Annotated in this window: 17 protein-coding genes; 6 read left to right on the plus strand and 11 right to left on the minus strand. The window is 69.8% G+C overall.

Features of this window, described 5'->3' with window-relative positions:
• Position 1 precedes the first annotated feature (1 nt).
• The 8 genes from ppk2 to HC031_RS26760 form a co-directional block, all read right to left on the minus strand.
• Positions 2 to 934 carry a polyphosphate kinase 2 gene (gene ppk2, locus HC031_RS26725; RefSeq protein ID WP_167928196.1) on the minus strand — a complete coding sequence of 311 codons (933 nt, stop codon included), beginning with the start codon at positions 932 to 934 and terminating at the stop codon, positions 2 to 4.
• A 48-nt stretch (positions 935 to 982) separates the two neighbouring features.
• Entirely contained in the window at positions 983 to 1918 is a 936-nt protein-coding gene (locus HC031_RS26730; protein WP_167928197.1) for an acyl-ACP desaturase, read from the minus strand.
• A 124-nt stretch (positions 1919 to 2042) separates the two neighbouring features.
• Positions 2043 to 2435 (minus strand): PPOX class F420-dependent oxidoreductase, encoded by a 393-nt coding sequence (locus HC031_RS26735; protein WP_167928198.1) that lies wholly within the window; start codon positions 2433 to 2435, stop codon positions 2043 to 2045.
• Positions 2436 to 2507: 72 nt separating this feature from the next.
• Positions 2508 to 3389, minus strand: a complete 882-nt coding sequence (locus tag HC031_RS26740) for an LLM class F420-dependent oxidoreductase (protein ID WP_167928199.1) — start codon at positions 3387 to 3389, stop codon at positions 2508 to 2510.
• Between the two features lie 27 nt (positions 3390 to 3416).
• Complete coding sequence (locus HC031_RS26745; protein WP_167928200.1) at positions 3417 to 3833, minus strand: CBS domain-containing protein; 417 nt, start codon at positions 3831 to 3833, stop codon at positions 3417 to 3419.
• A 41-nt stretch (positions 3834 to 3874) separates the two neighbouring features.
• Positions 3875 to 4483 carry a DUF1707 and FHA domain-containing protein gene (locus HC031_RS26750; protein ID WP_167928201.1) on the minus strand — a complete coding sequence of 203 codons (609 nt, stop codon included), beginning with the start codon at positions 4481 to 4483 and terminating at the stop codon, positions 3875 to 3877.
• Between the two features lie 140 nt (positions 4484 to 4623).
• A complete protein-coding gene (locus tag HC031_RS26755) occupies positions 4624 to 4977 on the minus strand; it encodes a histone-like nucleoid-structuring protein Lsr2 (protein WP_167928202.1) in 354 nt (117 codons plus the stop codon).
• A gap of 190 nt (positions 4978 to 5167) precedes the next feature.
• On the minus strand, positions 5168 to 5395 hold the full coding sequence (locus HC031_RS26760; RefSeq protein WP_167928203.1) for a cold shock domain-containing protein: 228 nt from the start codon (positions 5393 to 5395) through the stop codon (positions 5168 to 5170).
• Positions 5396 to 5846: 451 nt separating this feature from the next.
• On the opposite strand from HC031_RS26760, the gene HC031_RS26765 reads away from it, so the two are divergent.
• Positions 5847 to 6425: a type 1 glutamine amidotransferase domain-containing protein gene (locus HC031_RS26765; RefSeq protein ID WP_167928204.1), complete on the plus strand. Its 579-nt coding sequence runs from the start codon at positions 5847 to 5849 to the stop codon at positions 6423 to 6425.
• Between the two features lie 159 nt (positions 6426 to 6584).
• On the plus strand, positions 6585 to 7841 hold the full coding sequence (locus tag HC031_RS26770; RefSeq protein ID WP_167928240.1) for an erythromycin esterase family protein: 1257 nt from the start codon (positions 6585 to 6587) through the stop codon (positions 7839 to 7841).
• 57 nt (positions 7842 to 7898) lie between these two features.
• Here HC031_RS26770 and HC031_RS26775 read toward each other — a convergent pair whose 3' ends face one another.
• The gene (locus HC031_RS26775; RefSeq protein WP_167928241.1) at positions 7899 to 8486 is read right to left on the minus strand and encodes a YflT domain-containing protein; all 588 of its coding nucleotides are present in this window, start codon (positions 8484 to 8486) and stop codon (positions 7899 to 7901) included.
• A gap of 166 nt (positions 8487 to 8652) precedes the next feature.
• Between HC031_RS26775 and serA the strand changes: the two genes are divergently transcribed.
• Together serA and HC031_RS26785 are read left to right on the plus strand one after the other, a co-directional pair.
• Entirely contained in the window at positions 8653 to 9876 is a 1224-nt protein-coding gene (serA, locus tag HC031_RS26780) for a phosphoglycerate dehydrogenase (protein WP_338090849.1), read from the plus strand.
• Positions 9877 to 10059: 183 nt separating this feature from the next.
• A complete protein-coding gene (locus HC031_RS26785) occupies positions 10060 to 11736 on the plus strand; it encodes a right-handed parallel beta-helix repeat-containing protein (protein ID WP_167928206.1) in 1677 nt (558 codons plus the stop codon).
• Positions 11737 to 11759: 23 nt separating this feature from the next.
• Here HC031_RS26785 and HC031_RS26790 read toward each other — a convergent pair whose 3' ends face one another.
• Positions 11760 to 12599, minus strand: coding sequence for a DMT family protein (locus HC031_RS26790; RefSeq protein WP_167928207.1), 840 nt, complete (start codon positions 12597 to 12599; stop codon positions 11760 to 11762).
• A gap of 114 nt (positions 12600 to 12713) precedes the next feature.
• Here HC031_RS26790 and HC031_RS26795 point away from each other — a divergent pair, with 114 nt between their 5' ends.
• On the plus strand, positions 12714 to 13139 hold the full coding sequence (locus HC031_RS26795; RefSeq protein ID WP_167928208.1) for a hypothetical protein: 426 nt from the start codon (positions 12714 to 12716) through the stop codon (positions 13137 to 13139).
• A 58-nt stretch (positions 13140 to 13197) separates the two neighbouring features.
• Here the strand turns inward: HC031_RS26795 and pgm are convergent, their stop codons facing one another.
• Positions 13198 to 14844: a phosphoglucomutase (alpha-D-glucose-1,6-bisphosphate-dependent) gene (gene pgm / locus HC031_RS26800; protein ID WP_167928209.1), complete on the minus strand. Its 1647-nt coding sequence runs from the start codon at positions 14842 to 14844 to the stop codon at positions 13198 to 13200.
• 148 nt (positions 14845 to 14992) lie between these two features.
• Here pgm and HC031_RS26805 point away from each other — a divergent pair, with 148 nt between their 5' ends.
• Positions 14993 to 16954, plus strand: a complete 1962-nt coding sequence (locus HC031_RS26805) for an alpha-1,4-glucan--maltose-1-phosphate maltosyltransferase (RefSeq protein WP_167928210.1) — start codon at positions 14993 to 14995, stop codon at positions 16952 to 16954.
• Positions 16955 to 16997 lie beyond the last annotated feature (43 nt).

The raw sequence follows: 16997 nt of genomic DNA on the forward strand, positions 1-16997 counted from the left end.
ATCAGAGGCGGACCTGGAGGTTGCCGGGCTGCTCGCCCTCCTCGAAGATCTGGGATGCCCGGCCCACGATCCGGGGATCGGGCGTACCGACCACCTCAGTGTCCCTATCCGTGTACTCGAACTGGTGGAGCACGAACCGCATCGCCTCGATCCGGGCCCGCTTCTTGTCGTTGCTCTTGACTATCGTCCACGGCGCGTCGGCGGTGTCGGTGTAGAAGAGCATCGCCTCCTTGGCCTCGGTGTAGTCGCTCCACTTGTCGAGGGAGGCGAGATCCATCGGCGAGAGCTTCCACTGGCGTACCGGGTCGACCTGGCGGATCGTGAACCGGGTGCGCTGCTCGGACCGGGACACCGAGAACCAGAATTTGACCAGGTGGATGCCCGACCGCACCAGCATCCGCTCCAGCTCGGGGGCCTGGCGCATGAACTCCAGGTAGTCCGTACGGGAGGTCAGGTTCATCACGCGCTCGACGCCGGCACGGTTGTACCAGGACCGGTCGAAGAGCACGATCTCACCGGCCGCCGGCAGGTGTGCGATGTACCGCTGGAAGTACCACTCCGTCGCTTCCCGCGGGCTGGGCTTCTCGAGGGCCACGACGCGCGCGCCGCGCGGGTTGAGGTGTTCCATGAACCGCTTGATGGTGCCGCCCTTGCCCGCCGCGTCCCGCCCCTCGAACAGGATCACCAGCTTCTCCCCTGAAGCCTTGATCCACCGCTGGAGCTTGAGCAGTTCGATCTGCAGCAGGCGCTTCTCCCGCTCGTACTCCGACCGGCTCATGCGCTCCGGGTACGGGTACCCCTCACGCCACGTCTCGACCGGCTTGCCGTCCTTGGTGAGCAGCACCGGATCGTCGTCGCCCTCGTCGAGGACCATGTAGTCGCCGAGCCGTACCAGATCCTGCTTGTAGTCGGTGGGGTCGCTCGCGCCGCCCATGCGGTTGCGGTACCCAGGTGTTCACCCGGGCGAACGTGAACGAACAGCTCAGCCGGCGCGGGTGGCCGCGCGCTGCCGGTTGGCTTCCCGGCGCTCCTCGAAACGGCTGGCGTTCGCGTCCAGGCTCGCCAGGAAGGCGGCCAGCTCCTCGCGGGCCCGCTCGCCGTCGCCGCTCAGGCCGGTCCGCTCGAACACCTTGAGATTGCGCAGCACCGGCGCGAGCACCTCGTTGTGGTGGATGCGCAGGTCGTAGATGCCGGCGAGGGCGATCTGGGCGGCCTTGCGGCCGAAGTTCTCGATGCCGGTACCCGGCATCTGGAACGTCTTCACGACGTCGGCGATGGCGCGCATCGTCTCGTTGGGCGCCAGGTCGAGCGCTCCGGCCAGCAGGTTGCGGTAGAAGACCATGTGCAGGTTCTCGTCCTGCGCCACCCGGGCCAGCATCTGCTCGCACACGGGGTCGTCACTGAACCGGCCGGTGTTGCGGTGCGAGATGCGGGTCGCCAGCTCCTGGAACGACACGTACGCGATGGAGTGCAGCATGTCGTCGTCGTGCATGTTGACGTAACCGGTGGACATGTGGGCCATCCGGGCCCGCTCCAGCGCGATCGGGTCGACCGCCCGGGTGGTCAGCAGGTAGTCGCGGATGACGATGCCGTGCCGGCCCTCTTCGGCGGTCCAGCGGTGCACCCAGGTGCCCCACGCGCCGTCCCGGCCGAAGAGCGTCGCGATCTCGTGGTGGTAGCTGGGCAGGTTGTCCTCGGTGAGCAGGTTGACGATCAGCGAGGTGCGCGCCACGTCCGACAGCGCCGACTGGGACTCCTCCCAGGGCTGGCCGCCCAGTACGCCGTCGAAGTCGCGGCCCTGGCTCCACGGCACGTACTCGTGCGGGAACCACTCGGTCGCCTGCGTCAGATGCCGGTTGAGGTTGGCTTCCACGACGGGTTCCAACTGACGGAGCAGCTCAGCCTGGGACGGCACCATGTCCTCCGAAAGGGCCTACGGTTACGTACCCGTAGGTTAGCCGAGCCCTGCAAACATCGCACGCTGGGGGTAACCGCCGTGGGGAGCGCCGACCGGAGCCGCGGCTACTCCCCACCGCGGAGGGTCAGCCCTGGCGCAGCCTAGCCGTCGGTGTGATCCGGACGATCACCCGCTGCTCCCCCGGCTTGCCGAATGGGTATTTGTCCTGTCCGGTGTACTTCTTCGCCAGCTTGTCGATGTGGCTGTCGGCGCCCTCCTCGACCAGCTCGGCCGTACCCTTCACCCACAGCGTGCGGAAGTCGTTGGCCTTGTCCACGACCGACACCCCGACCTTGGGGTTGCCGACCAGCGCGTTGTACTTGGCCCGGCCCTTGGCCGTGTTGACCAGGATGTGCTCGCCGTCGGTGTCGACCCAGACCGGCGTCACGTGCGGGGCGCCGTCGGCGTCGATCACGGCCAGGTGAGCCAGCTGAGCCTCGTTGAGCAGGGCAATGTCTTGTTCTGTCAGGATCGCCATAGATCGCAATGTACCCGCGGACCAGGACGCCGTATCAGGGCGGAACCACCCTGAGCCGACGACGGCGATCCCCTACCCCGGAGCCCGCGCCAGCCTGCGGATGTGGGTGGACACGGCCGTCAGCGCCGCGATGTGGTCATCGACGCCGCCGAGCCCGGCACCCATCGTGTTGATGCAGACGTGGGTGGCGCCCATCCGTTCCCACTCGGCCGCCTCCTCGACGACGCCGATGGAGCCACGCGGACCGTAGGAGATCCGGCCCTCCATCCCGATCCGGTCGGGGTCGCGGCCGGCCTCGCGGGCGGCGTCGTCGACGATGCCCTTCGCGTCGATCAGCCGGGGCCCGGGCGGCATCTGCGGGAACCAGCCGTCGGCCAGCCGGCCGGCGCGCCGGAACGCGGGCGGCGAGTCGGCGCCCATCCAGATGGGGATCGGCCGCTGTACCGGCTGCGGCGCCAGCCCCGCCGCCGTGATCCGGTCGAAGGCACCCACGTAGTTGACCACCGGCTCGGTCCACAGCCGGCGCAACAGTTCGATCTGCTGCTCGATACGCCGGCCGCGCAGGGAGAACTCCTGTCCGAGCGCCTCGTACTCCACCGGGTTCCAGCCGACCCCGACGCCGAGCCGGTACCGGCCGCGGGTCAGGATGTCGACCTCCGCCGCCTGTTTGGCGGCCAGCACCGTCTGCCGCTGCGGCAGGACGAGGATCCCGTTGACCAGTTCGAGCGAGGTGAACGCGGCCAGGTAGCCGAACAGCACCATCGGCTCGTGGAACTGGGTGCGGACGTCGTACGGGCCGGTCCAGCCGGCGTAGTGCTCCGGGTCGGCGCCGACGACGTGCTCGTACGCCAGGATGTGGCGGAAGCCGAGATCCTGCACCGCGGTGGCGTACGCCCGGATCGCGTCCGGGTCCGGTCCGATCTCGGTCTGCGGGAAGACGACTCCGATGCGCATGCGCTCCGGCTCCCTGACGACAGCGTGTCAGTTGTTCGGGTCCTCGGCGGCGATCGACGCCTCCAGCGAGTCCGGCGCCTCCTCCACCTCGATGTCGCCGAGGGCGACGACCCCGACGATCCGGTCACCGTCGAGGACGGGCAGCCGCTTGACCGCGTGGGTGCGCATCAGCCCCTCGGCGGCTTTGATGTCGTCGTCGGGAGCGACCGTGACGGGGTTGCGGGTCACGACATCACCGATGGTCGTGGCCCGGGTGTCGGCATCCGCCGCGACCGCCCGTACCGTGATGTCGCGGTCGGTGACGATGCCGCAGATCCGGTCACCTTCGGTCACGATCACGTCCCCGATCGCCTCATCGCGCATCTGCTTGGCGACCGCCACAATGACCGTATTCACGTCCATCGTCACGGGTTCACTGGTCATGACGTCACGCACGGTCGGCATGAGATCCTCCTCATGGCGACGGGGCTCCGTTCGGGGGTGCGCTACCCCGCCGACAAGGGGCGAAACGTCCGGTCCCGACCGGCGGGTCTGGCGACGACGACGAACCGGCAGGAGCCGAGGTCGATCAGGTCTCCCGGGCCGACCGGGGCCGGGCCGGGCAACCGCCAGCCGTTGAGCCAGGTCCCGTTGCGCGATCCGAGGTCGGCGACGATCCAGCCGCCGTGCACGTACATGACGAGGGCGTGCCGGCGCGACACCGTGAGGTCGTCGAGGCGCAGGTCCACGTCGTCGCCCCGACCGATGACGTACTCACCGGGCACGGGTGGCAGGACCAGTTCACCGGGCACGGGCGCCGACCGTCGGGCGACCGGCGGCAGGGCCAGCCGGCGAGCCAGGGCGGCCAGCCGGCCGTACAGCGGCCCGAGCCGGCCGTACAGCGGCCCGAGCCGGCGACGCCACCGCTGGCGCGCTGGAAGGTCGGCCACCAGCGCGTCGAGGTCGCCGCGGCGGCGGGCGTCGACGGCGAGGAGGAGCCGGCCGACGAACGTCGTCTCCGACAGTCGACCGTCGCGCAACTGCCCACGTAACGCCCGGACGGTCGCGTGCCGCTCCCGGTCCGATGCCCGTACATGCGGCTCCGGCTGGCTCATAGCCACCCATTGTGCGGTCCAGCGGCGTTCGTGAACAGACCATAGAGACGTCAGCGAATATGTAGGGCGTCATACCCGACGAAGCGGGCCGGACGCCGCGATCGCGGCGTCCGGCCCGCCGTAACGGCAGCGAGGACGGCTCAGTGGCCGGCTTCGGCGTGGTACCGGTCGACGATCTCCTGCTTGATCCGGCCACGGTCGGAAACGGCGATGCCCTTGGACTGCGCCCACTCGCGGATGGCCCGGTTCTGGTCGCGGTCGACGGCCGCGCCGCCGCGCCTACGGGGAGCCCCGACCGTACGTACGATCCCGCCGGACCGGCCAGCCTTCGTTCCCACCGCGACATACGGCGCGAGCGCGTCCCGCAATTTCGCGACGTTCTCCTTCGACAGGTCGATCTCGTACTGAACACCGTCAATAGCAAACTTGACGGACTCGTCCGCCTCACTGCCGTCGAGGTCGTCGATCAGCATGTGGATCGTTTTCTTCGCCATCAGAGTGGTCCTTCCAAAAACCTTCAAACTACCGTCGAGTAACGATAGCTGCCTATCGGCGACCACGTAAAGACAAAAATGCGACCAATTCTCGCAGCGAGAACCGCCACTTTTTCATTGCCCACGTTTGCCGGTCGCCGCCCGTTTTCCCGCGATGACGGCCCGTAGCCCGAAAGCGGCGCAGCAGCGATCAGCCGGGACGAACCTGCTCCGACTGCGCGCCTTTCTGCCCCTGCCCCACCTCGAACTCCACCCGCCGGTTCTGCGCCGGCGAGCGGTAAGGCGAACGGTAAGGCGAGCGGTAACCCGCGGTCCGGACCGCGGAGAAGTGCACAAATTGGTCGCCACTGCCACCGTCCGGAGCGCCGGGACCGTAGCCTTTGTCGGCGTCGAACCACTTCACCATGCCCTGTGCCACAACAAGTCTCCCTGTCACCCGAAGACCCCCGTCCGCGGACCGCGAAAGCAATCTCGGCCGGGCGGCCCCGTATCGCATGGCCTATGAGCCCGGCAACTCGACACCGCACCGCCAAGGGCCACGAAAGGCGAACCACGCACCGCCGAAAAACCTGACCAACCTAGCAAGAACGCGCCGGCTTTCGCCGACGGGGCGGTACTTCCGGCGCGATCACCGCGAACAGGTGAAGCGGTGCCGCGCGAGGCACGGCGCACTACCGTGGGCGGGTACGTGTTCGCGACCGGTCACGATCACCGGCGGACCGGGGCCGGCGAGTAGTACGAAACACACGAGTGGTATGCGACACCCGGGTCGCACCACCACCGGCGTGGCGCGCAAACGGTCCGGCGTTTAAGTGCCGGCAAGCGGCGGTAACCGACAGGAGAAAGGTACCGACAGGAGAAAGGTCACCATGGATATCAACGGAAAGTCGGTAGCGTTCCTGGTATCGAAGGAAGGTATCGAGCAGGCCGAACTGACCGAACCCTGGAAGGCGGTCGAGCAGGCCGGCGGTACACCGCGGCTGATCTCCGTGGAGCCCGGCGAGGTACAGGCGTTCAACCACCTCACGCCGGCCGACACGTTCCCCGTGGACGTCACGGCCTCGCAGGCGCGCGCCGAGGAGTACAGCGCGCTGGTCCTGCCCGGCGGTGTCGCCAACGGTGACCTGCTGCGCTGGCAGCAGCCGGCCCGCGACTTCGTGCGGCGGTTCCTGGCCACCGGCCGACCGGTGGCCGTGATCTGCCACGGCGGCTGGATCCTCATCGACGTCGACGCGGTGCGCGGGCGGCGGATCACCTCGTGGCCCAGCCTGGCCGTCGACTTCCGCAACGCGGGCGCGGAGTGGGTCGACGAGCAGCTGGTGGTCTGCACCGGCGGGAACTTTCCGCTGATCAGCAGCCGCAAGCCCGACGACCTTCCGGCCTTCTGCCGCGAGCTCGTGTCGCAGGTCGAGCGGGTACGCGTCGAGGCGAGCGTGGGCGGTCGCTGAGGCCGGCACGGTTGGCCCGGCAGGATCTCTGCCATCGGCGTTGGTTTAATCGCTCGATTGTGGGTAGAGGCCCCCGCCGGGATTCGGCAGACCTGCCGGCCAGCCGTGAGGAGGTGGCCCGACGTGGGGCGTTACACGGACGAGATCAGACAGTTGGCGATGCCGCTCACCGACGAGCGTGACTTCGACGCGGTACTGGACCGCGTCGGCGGGGCCCGGATCGTGATGCTGGGTGAGGCCAGCCACGGTACGCACCAGTTCTACGCGTGGCGGGCGGCGCTGACGCGCCGGCTGATCGCCGAGCGCGGGTTCTCGTTCGTCGGCGTGGAGGGCGACTGGCCCGACTGCGACCGGGTCGACCGGTCGGTGCGCTGCCGCGGCGACGCGCCGGACGACCCGTACGAGGCGCTGGAGGCGTTCGACCGGTGGCCCACCTGGATGTGGGCCAACGAGGAGGTCGTCGACTTCTGCTGCTGGCTGCGTAACCGCAACGTCACGCTGGAGCCCGCGCAGCGGGCCGGGTTCCACGGGCTGGACGTGTACTCGCTGTGGGAGTCGATGCGCGAGGTCATCCTCCACCTGACCGAGCACGACCCCGGCAAGGTCGAGATGGCGGTGAACGCGTACCGGTGCTTTGAGCCGTTCGGCGAGGACCCGCAGCGCTACGCCATGGCGACCCGGTTCGTGCCCATGAGCTGCGAGGAGGAGGTCGTCAAGCTGCTGCGCGCGGCCCGCGAACACGCGTCGGCGGGCCGCGGCGACGAGTTCACCGTCCGGCAGAACGCCGAGGTCGTGGCCGGGGCCGAGCGCTACTACCGGGCGATGGTGGCCGGCGGCGCCAACTCCTGGAACGTCCGCGACCAGCACATGATGGACACTCTCGACCGGCTGCTGGCGCACTACGGGCCGGACTCCAAGGCCGTCGTGTGGGCGCACAACACCCATGTCGGCGACGCCCGCGCCACCGACATGACCCGGGCCGGCATGTTCAACATCGGGCAGCTCGCCCGCGAGCGCTACGGCCGCGACAACGTCGTCCTCGTCGGCTTCGGCACCTACCGCGGCACCGTGCTGGCCGGCCGCGAGTGGGGCGCGCCCATGCGGGTGATGCGGGTGCCGATGGCACGGCCGGGCACGCTCGAGGACGCCCTGCACGAAGACGCGCCCCCGCAGGCACAGTTGATCTTCCCGCCCGCCGGCGGACCCCGGCCCCGCCTGCTCACCGACTGGCTCGACCACCGGGCCATCGGCGTGGTCTACCACCCCGACCGGGAGCACTGGGGCAATTACGTGCCGACCAAGCTCGGCGACCGCTACGACGCGTTCTACTGGTTCGACGAAACCCGGGCCGTGCACCCGCTGCACGTCTACCGCGTCGAAACCGTGGAGCCCGAGACCTACCCGGTCGGGGTGTGACGCGCCCGGCCGGCGCCACGGGTGCCCGCGGCGCCGGCCGGCTCGCGCTCGGTGCGGTCAGGAGGTACCCGCTCCGCTGGCCTGCCAGTTGAGGCGGGTCAGCAGCTGACGGGCCGGGTCGGCGTGGTCGGTGGAGACCAGGACCGCGTACTGACCCGCCACCAGCGTGCTGCGGGAGGAGAAGTCACGTCGGCCCCCGGTCATCGCATGGGCGATCGCCCCGAAGATCGCTCCCCAGATGGCCCCGATGATCAGGCCTGCGACCAGCAGCGGCCACCAGGTCGAGACGGTGAAGATGGCCAGCAGCAGGCCGATCAGCAGGCCGAACCAGGCACCGCTGGCTGCGCCGGCCAGTGCCGCGCGGCCGGTGGTCATCCGGCCCAGCACCTTCTCGACCAGTCGCAGGTCGGTCCCGACGATCGTGGTGTGCTCGACCGGGAAGTGGTTGTCGGACAGATAGTCGACGGCGCGCTGCGCGGACTCGTAGTCGGGGTACGTCGCCACGGTGACACCCGGGCGCCCCGCGCCCGTCACCGCGTCCGCGCCGCCCGGGGTGGTCGGCACTCCGGCCGGCCCGGTGGGGATGTCGGCGGATCCGGCGCCCGGCAGGTGCGGCACCGGGTCATGTGCGGGATTCGGCTGCATGGTCACATGTACCTCCCTAGTCCCTCGCCGTCTGCATTCCCCCGATGGGCCGGCCGGTAACGCGCGCGAGCGGGCTCAACCGGCCATGATTTCTCACTTTGTGAGATCCACACCTCACCATATGGACCGGCCACGGGTACTCCGCAGCCTGAACTATTCTCGTTGCGTGCTCAAAAACGAACCCGTACGCACCCTGCTGCTCGAGAACATCCACAAGGACGCAGTCGCCCTGCTGGAATCGCAGGGCCACGAGGTCGAGACCGTTCCCCGGGCGTTGGACGAGGACGAGCTGATCAGGCGGCTCGACGGCGTGCACCTCCTCGGGATCCGGTCGAAGACGCAGGTGACCGCGAAGGTGCTGGCCGCCGCCACCGAACTGCGGGCGATCGGGGCGTTCTGCATCGGCACCGACCAGATCGACCTCGGGGCCGCCACCCGCGCCGGCATCGCCGTGTTCAACGCCCCGTTCTCCAACACCCGCAGCGTGGTGGAGCTGGCCCTGGCCGAGATCATCGCGCTCACCCGGCGGCTGACCGAGAAGAACGCAGGCATGCACGCCGGGGTGTGGAACAAGGACGCCGCGGGCAGCCACGAGGTACGCGGACGCACGCTGGGCATCGTCGGGTACGGCAACATCGGCACCCAGCTGTCCGTGCTCGCCGAAAACCTGGGTATGCGGGTGGTCTTCTACGACACCGCCGACAAGCTGGCGCTGGGCAACGCGCACCGCTGCGCGACCCTGGACGAGCTGCTCGACGTGTCCGACGTCGTCACGCTGCACGTGGACGGCCGGCCGGGCAACAGCGGCTTCTTCGGTGAGAAGCAGTTCGCCCGGATGCGCCCGGGCAGCATCTTCCTCAACCTCAGCCGCGGCTTCGTCATCGACCACGTGGCCCTGCGCCGGTACCTCGACTCCGGCCATCTCGCCGGCGCCGCGGTCGACGTGTTCCCCGCCGAGCCCAAGGGGCGCGGTGACGAGTTCCGCTCCGAGCTGCGCGGCCTGCCGAACGTGATCCTCACCCCGCACATCGGCGGCTCGACCGAGGAGGCCCAGGCCGACATCGGCTCCTTCGTCGCCGAGAAGCTGCACCGGTACGTGGTCGAGGGCGCCACCACGCTGAGCGTCAACCTGCCCGCGCTGGCGCTCCCGCTCCAGCCCGGCAACCACCGGCTGGCGCACGTGCACCACAACGTCCCCGGCGTGCTCGCCGAGGTGAACAGCATCCTGGCCGCGCACTCGGTCAACATCGAGGGCCAGCTGCTCGGCACCCGCGGCGAGGTCGGCTACCTGCTCACCGACATCGGCCAGGACTACACCGAAGAGGTGCTGACCAAGCTGCGCGGCATGCCGCAGACCATCCGGCTGCGGGTCCTGCCCTGGCTGACCTGAGCGAGGAGGCGCCCTCGGGTCGCCGGATGTGAGGCGGTCACCGCCTCACATCCGGCGCCCGAGGGGCTGCTCATCCGCGTGCGGGGCCATCGACGTTTCGGGACGGGGAACGCGGGCACTGCGACCGGTGACGCAACTGCTCAGCGGCGCCGATTTCGGCACGTCGGCGTCGGGGAGGCCGAGATGAGCCAGCGGAACGTCGTCACCGACGTCGTCACGCGTACCCGCAATGCGGCGGAGTCGGGTATCTTCAACGTCCACGACCACCGGATCGCCGGCAATGGCCACACCAACGACCAGCCGGCGCTCCAGGCGCTGGTCGACGAGCTCGGGGCGGCGGTCGCCGCCGACGGCCGGCCGCGCTCGATCTACTGCCCACCCGGCGTCTACCTGATCCGGGACACCGCCGTGGTCTGGCGCAGCGGGGTGTCCCTGATCGGCTCCGGCCCGGCCGTGACCCGGTTCGTCCTGGACAACTCGGGAAACCCGAGGGAGCCGGTCCCGCTCGCGTGGTTCACCGCGATCAACCACGGCGCCAGCCGCGACAACCACCTGGCCGACTGCACGTTCGCCGCTTTCGAGGTCGACGGCTCCCGGGTCGACCTCCCCGAATACAACCCGCTGGCCAAGGGGTTGGGCCTGCAGTACGTGGTCCGGGGGCGGTTTGATGATCTGTACATCCACGACACCGTCGGCACCGGATTCGGCTGCGATCATCTCCAGGACGCCATCGTCCACGGCGTCACCGCGATGCGGTGCGGACGCCTGGTTCGCGGCGACCAGATGGGCGGCGCCGGTATCGGCATCGGCGTCGGCGGCTGGGGCGACATCGAACGGCTGACCATCTGGGGCTGCGCGACCATCGGCAACGGCACCAACGGGATCTTCGTGGAGCTCCAGGAGAGCACATGGTCCCGGCCGCGGGGCATCCGCATCACCGACTGCCACGCCGAAGGCAACCGGTTCGGAATCTCCGACTGGGGCGCGAACGGTCTGGTCGTCAACGCGTGCACCATGATTGCCAACCACGAGGCGGGCTACGACCTGTCGTCCATGGGCACCACGTCGGTGGCCGGGCGCGGTGGTCTGGTGGCCAACTGCGTGATCGACGGCAACATCCGCGACGGGCTGGCCATCGGCAACACCCCCGGGCCGTACACGTTCAGCGGCAACCGGATCAGCGGCAACGGCCGCTATGGGTACTGGCAGCACAACGTCGGGGGCGGCCACCGCGGACCGGCCGGCAACATCGTCCTCACCGACAACGAGATCTGGGCCAACGCACTGGCCGGCATCCGCCTGGACGCTGAACTCGACGACGCGACGCTGCTCAACAACCGGATCCGCGACAACGGGCAACGGGCCGCGCCGGCCGCGTCCGGTGGCGGCGACACGGTCAGCTACACCGCACGGACACTGGTCGACACCGCCGCGGACTGGTTGGAGAACGGGCACATGGGCAAGGACGTGACCGTCGGCGAGCAGCGCGCCGTCGTGGTCGCCAACAGCGCGACCGAACTTGTGCTGGCGCCGACCCGGCCCGGCGCCAAGACGTCATGGACGATCTGCACCCCGCTGCGGGGCTCGGCCTACCGCCTGCCCGACTCCCCCGCCGAGCGTCCCGGCGTCTGTGTGGCCGCCATGGCCGACCACGCCACGAAACGGGGCAACCGGGTCTGGGACAGTCAGCAGCGCAAGCGGCAGACCCACGGGATCTGGGTCACCGAGCACGGAAGGTGCCGGGACAGCTGGGCCACCGACAACAACTTCGACGGCAACGCGTACGGCGCGGCCCGCTTCGACACCGCGCCGGAAGGTGGTTGCTGGCGCGACAACCTGGGTCTCGACGGCCCGGCGTGACCGGCGAGGCGACGCGGCCCGCCTCACGGATGGTGGTTGCCCGGCTCCGCCTCGCCGAAGCGGGCCAGCGCCAGCGCGCCGGCCACGGCGATGACGAAGCCCACGACCGCGACCGGCGCGTACCCCGGCCGGGTGTGGTCGCCGAGCAGCAGCACGCCCACGGCGGCCGGCGCGACCGTCTCCCCGATCACCATCGCCCCGGTCGTCACGGTCACCGCGCCGCGCTGCAGGCCGGTGGCGAAGAACAGGAACGCCACCACCCCACCGGCGACGAGGGCGTACGTGGCCGGATCGCGGATGAGGTGCCCCGGCGAGAGGTCGGGCAGTGCCCGTACGGCCAGGGCGACGACTCCGAACGCGAGCCCGGCGACCAGCCCGAGCATCGCGGAGCGGGCCGGGTCCCGGGCGCGGCCGGCGGCGAACCCCACGCCGGACAGCACCACCACGCAGCCGAGCAGCGCGAGCCGGAAGCCGGGACTGATCGGCGCCGTACCCTCCGAGCCGGTGGCCAGGGCGAGCATCGCCAGGCCGGCGCAGACCGTCCCGACCGCCGCCCACTCCCGCGCCCGTAGCCGGGCCGCCAGCATGGGCACCGCCGCCAGGGCGGTGACCGCCAGGTTGGACGCGATGGCCGCCTGGACGAGGAACACCGGCATCACGCGCAGCGCCAGGAACTGCCCGGCGAAGCCGGCGCCGTCGAGCAGGACGCCGCCGACGAACGGCGCACGACCGAGCAGCCGGAGCAGCAGCCGGGGGTCAACGTCACGCGTCTGCCGGGTGGACCGCGCGGCGACGGCCTGCAGCACCGACGCCACTCCGTAGCAGACGGCGGAGGCGAACGCGCCCAGCAGACCGAGGATCATCGCCGTATGACCCTACCGGCCACGCGCCGCCGCCGGGGACCGTCGTCGATCCGACACCTCGACGGCGGTGAAACCGTCCATACTCGACATCACCGGCGGTGTGAGGGGGCGGCGATGAAGGTCGGTCGAGTCATCGGGGCAGCGGTCGGGATCCTCGTCATCGCGGCGGGCTGCGGGCTGACGTTCTGGGCGGCGGTGCACGACAAGACGATCAGCTCGGTCGGCATCGGCGGCATCTTCGTGGTCGGGGTGATCCTCACCGGCGTGAGCCTGCTCGACCTGCGGCCGTCGTCGCTGGCGTTCGGCAAGGACGGCGTCACCCTCCAACTGGTCGCCGACGCGGTGAAGAACGTCAAGGACACCGCCCAGCAGGCGGCGACCGCGGTGGCGGCCGATCCGACCGTCAAGGACGCCGTGGCCTGCGCGAAGACCGAGGACGACGCGGAGAAGATCGTCGGGCAGATCACCCAGCGCATCGTCCAGGCGCTGCCCGCGACGGCCGACCTCACCCGCGACGCGCTCGGCGTACTGCGCAGGTGATCTCTCGCCGATCTTGGACACTTGTGCCAGTCATAGCCAGCACAAGTGTCCAAGATCGTTAGGCAGTGCGGAGTGCCTCGGACACCAGCGCCCGCGCCTCCTCCTGGATGCGCGACAGGTGCTCCGGGCCCCGGAAGGACTCGGCGTAGATCTTGTACACGTCCTCCGTACCGGACGGGCGCGCGGCGAACCAGCCCGACCGCGTACCCACCTTCAACCCTCCGATCGGCGCGCCGTTGCCGGGCGCCGTGGTCAGCGTGGCCGTGATGGGCTCCCCGGCCAGGGTCGCCGCGCTCACCTGGTCGGGCGACAGTCGGCCGAGCACCGCCTTCTCCTCCCGGGTCGCCGGCGCGTCGATCCGGGCGTACGCGGGGTCGCCGAAGCGCGACACCAGATCGCGGTAGTGCTCGCTGGGCGTACGCCCGGTGACCGCCGTGATCTCCGAGGCCAGCAGGCACAGGATGATGCCGTCCTTGTCGGTCGTCCAGACGCTGCCGTCGCGGCGCAGGAACGACGCGCCCGCGCTCTCCTCGCCACCGAAGCCGACCGACCCGTCCAGCAGCCCGGGCACGAACCACTTGAAGCCGACCGGGACCTCCAGCAGCGGCCGGCCGAGGTCGGCCGCCACGCGGTCGATCATCGACGACGAGACGAGCGTCTTGCCGACGGCGGCGGTCGCGGGCCAGTCGGCCCGGTTGCGGAACAGGTAGTCGATCGCGACGGCCAGGTAGTGGTTGGGGTTCATGAGCCCCGCATCAGGGGTCACGATACCGTGCCGGTCGGCGTCGGCGTCGTTACCGGTCGCGACCTGGTACTCCGAGCGGCGGTCGATGAGCGAGGCCATGGCGTACGGCGAGGAGCAGTCCATACGGATCTTGCCGTCCCAGTCCAGCGTCATGAACCGCCACGTCGGGTCCACCGTCGGGTTGACCACGGTGAGGTCCAGCCGGTGGCGGTCGGCGATCTCGCCCCAGTACGCCACGCTGGCGCCGCCGAGCGGGTCCGCGCCGATGCGCACGCCGGCCGCGCGGATCGCGTCGAGGTCCACGATCGAGGGAAGGTCGTCGACGTACGCGCTCAGGAAGTCGTACCGACGGGTCGTGTCGGCGGACCGGGCGCGGGCGTACGGGACGCGCCGGACGTCGGCCAGCCCGTCGGCGATCAGGGCGTTGGCCCGGTCCTGGATCCACCGGGTCGCGTCGGTGCCGGCGGGTCCGCCGTCCGGCGGGTTGTACTTGAAGCCGCCGTCGGAGGGCGGGTTGTGTGACGGCGTGACCACGACGCCGTCGGCGAGGCCGGTGTCACGGCCGGAGTTGTGGGTGAGGATCGCGTGCGACAGCGCCGGGGTGGGCGTGTAGCCGTCGCGGCTGTCGATGAGCACGGTGACGCCGTTGGCCGCGAACACCTCCAGCGCGCTCACCGTCGCCGGTTCGCTCAGGGCGTGGGTGTCCCGGCCGAGGAACAGCGGCCCGTCGGTGCCCTGCGCCCGGCGGTACTCGCAGATCGCCTGGGCGATCGCCACGATGTGGTCTTCGTTGAAGGCCCCGGTGAGGCTGGAGCCCCGGTGGCCGGAGGTGCCGAAGGCCACCCGCTGCGCCGGCGACTGCGGGTCGGGGTGCTCGGCGTAGTAGGCGGTGACGAGGCGGGGCACGTCGACGAGGTCGCCTGGCTCGGCCGGCTGGCCGGCGCGGGGGTGGACCGACATGGAATGGGCCTCCTCGTGGCGCGATGACGTGGACGACGTCGTGGGCCGGGTACGGGACACGTTCCCATGATCGTGGTGAATCGAACCTGACCAAGACGACCTGATCCCGCCCGAGCCAAATCGGCTGGGGCTGGCTAACGTAACAATCATGGCCGGACGGTTTCTCATCGAAGATGTCACCCCGTCCCTTGCGTGCGGGCGTTACCCAGCCAAGGCGGTGGTCGGCGAACTGGTGCCGGTGTCGGCCCGGTCCTACCGGGAAGGCCACCAGTCGCTGGGGTGCAATGTCGTGCTGCGGGGCCCGGACGGTCGGCAGGGCCCGTTCACCCGGATGAATCCGGGCGAAAACGACATGTGGCACGCGACGGTGAAACCGGACGCGACGGGCTCCTGGACCTTCACGATCGAAGCCTTCAGCGACCCGTATCTGTACTGGCGGGATTCGATCATCAAGAAGATCGACGCCGGCCAGGGCGTCGAGGATCTCGGCAACGACCTCGCCGAAGGGTCCGAGATCCTGGAGCGCGCCGCGACCGGAGTCCCCGAGGAGTCGCAGGCACAGGTCCTCGAGGCGGTCACGGCGCTGCGCAAGGAGGACGCGCCGCTGTACGAGCGGGTCTCCCCCGCGCTGTCGCTGACCACCCTGCTGTGGCAGTACCCGGTACGCGACCTCGTCACCGAGAGCGACCCGTACCCGATCTGGGTCGACCGCGAGCGGGCACTCTTCTCGTCGTGGTACGAGTTCTTCCCGCGCTCGGAGGGCGCGGAGGTGGACGCCGACGGCAGGCCGGTCCGCCACGGCACCTTCAGCACCGCGACCGACCGACTGCCCGGTGTGGCGAGGATGGGCTTCGACGTGCTCTACCTGCCGCCGATCCACCCGATCGGGCGGGTCAACCGCAAGGGGCGCAACAACGCGCTCGTGGCGGAGGAGGGTGACGTCGGCTCGCCGTGGGCCATCGGCGCGGCCGAGGGCGGCCACGACGCGATCCACCCGGAACTGGGCACGCTGAAGGATTTCCGGCGATTCATCAAGGCCGCGAACGACGCCGGCCTCGAGGTCGCGATGGACCTCGCGCTGCAGACCGCGCCGGACCACCCGTGGGTCAGCGAGCATCCCGAGTGGTTCACCCGCAAGCCGGACGGGAGCATCGCGTACGCCGAGAACCCGCCGAAGAAGTACCAGGACATCTACCCGATCAACTTCGACAACGACCCGGCGGGCATCCGGCAGGAGATCCTGCGGGTGGTGCTGCACTGGGTGAAGCAGGGCATCAAGATCTTCCGGGTCGACAACCCGCACACCAAGCCGTTCGACTTCTGGCACTGGCTGATCTGGAAGGTCAAGGAGACCGACCCGGACGTGCTGTTCCTCGCCGAGGCGTTCACCCGGCCGGCGGTGATGCACGGGCTGGGCCGGATCGGCTTCACCCAGTCGTACACGTACTTCACCTGGCGCACGACCGCCCGGGAGATGCGCGAGTACTGCGAAGAACTGATCGCCTCCGCCGACCACATGCGGCCCAACTTCTGGCCCAACACCCCGGACATCCTGCACGAGTCCCTCCAGCACGGCGGCCCGCCGATGTTCAAGATCCGGGCGGTCCTCGCCAGCATGCTGTCGCCGTCGTGGGGCATGTACGCCGGCTACGAACTGTACGAGCACCTCGCGCGCCCCGGCGCCGAGGAGTACCTCGACAACGAGAAATACCAGCTACGGCCGCGAGACTGGGCCGCGGCGGAGGCGGAGGGCCGGTCCCTGGCCCCGTTCATCGCCCGGCTCAACGAGATCCGGCGCGCCAACCCCGCCCTGCACTGGCTGCGCAACCTCCACTTCCACGACATCGACAACGATGCTCTACTGTGCTGGTCCAAGCGTGACCCCGACTCCGGTAACACGGTGCTGGTCGTCTGCTCCTTCGACGCCGCCAGCGTGCACTGGGGTAACACCACGCTCGACATGCCGGCGCTCGGCATGGACTGGCACGAACGGTTCACGGTCCGCGACGAGCTGACCGGTACGGAGTACGACTGGGGGCAGCACAACGCGGTGCGGCTCGACCCGTACGTTCAGCCGGCCCACGTCTTCACGGTGCATCGGCGCATTTAGTCCCCATTCACGTTTAGCGGTCAGCAACGCACGGGTAGGAAAA

It is taken from the genome of Planosporangium thailandense (assembly GCF_011947195.1).
Classification (GTDB): Bacteria; Actinomycetota; Actinomycetes; order Mycobacteriales; family Micromonosporaceae; genus Planosporangium; species Planosporangium thailandense.

Bases quoted from the DNA above. Each gene is read 5' to 3' on its own strand.
- HC031_RS26730 (WP_167928197.1), bottom strand. From the start codon at position 1,918: ATGGTGCCGTCCCAGGCTGAGCTGCTCCGTCAGTTGGAACCCGTCGTG.
- HC031_RS26740 (WP_167928199.1), bottom strand. From the start codon at position 3,389: ATGCGCATCGGAGTCGTCTTCCCGCAGACCGAGATCGGACCGGACCCG.
- HC031_RS26770 (WP_167928240.1), top strand. From the start codon at position 6,585: ATGCCGCTCACCGACGAGCGTGACTTCGACGCGGTACTGGACCGCGTC.
- HC031_RS26735 (WP_167928198.1), bottom strand. From the start codon at position 2,435: ATGGCGATCCTGACAGAACAAGACATTGCCCTGCTCAACGAGGCTCAG.
- HC031_RS26775 (WP_167928241.1), bottom strand. From the start codon at position 8,486: ATGCAGCCGAATCCCGCACATGACCCGGTGCCGCACCTGCCGGGCGCC.
- HC031_RS26795 (WP_167928208.1), top strand. From the start codon at position 12,714: ATGAAGGTCGGTCGAGTCATCGGGGCAGCGGTCGGGATCCTCGTCATC.
- pgm (WP_167928209.1), bottom strand. From the start codon at position 14,844: ATGTCGGTCCACCCCCGCGCCGGCCAGCCGGCCGAGCCAGGCGACCTC.
- HC031_RS26790 (WP_167928207.1), bottom strand. From the start codon at position 12,599: ATGATCCTCGGTCTGCTGGGCGCGTTCGCCTCCGCCGTCTGCTACGGA.
- HC031_RS26750 (WP_167928201.1), bottom strand. From the start codon at position 4,483: ATGAGCCAGCCGGAGCCGCATGTACGGGCATCGGACCGGGAGCGGCAC.
- HC031_RS26745 (WP_167928200.1), bottom strand. From the start codon at position 3,833: ATGCCGACCGTGCGTGACGTCATGACCAGTGAACCCGTGACGATGGAC.
- ppk2 (WP_167928196.1), bottom strand. From the start codon at position 934: ATGGGCGGCGCGAGCGACCCCACCGACTACAAGCAGGATCTGGTACGG.
- HC031_RS26755 (WP_167928202.1), bottom strand. From the start codon at position 4,977: ATGGCGAAGAAAACGATCCACATGCTGATCGACGACCTCGACGGCAGT.
- HC031_RS26785 (WP_167928206.1), top strand. From the start codon at position 10,060: ATGAGCCAGCGGAACGTCGTCACCGACGTCGTCACGCGTACCCGCAAT.
- HC031_RS26805 (WP_167928210.1), top strand. From the start codon at position 14,993: ATGGCCGGACGGTTTCTCATCGAAGATGTCACCCCGTCCCTTGCGTGC.
- HC031_RS26765 (WP_167928204.1), top strand. From the start codon at position 5,847: ATGGATATCAACGGAAAGTCGGTAGCGTTCCTGGTATCGAAGGAAGGT.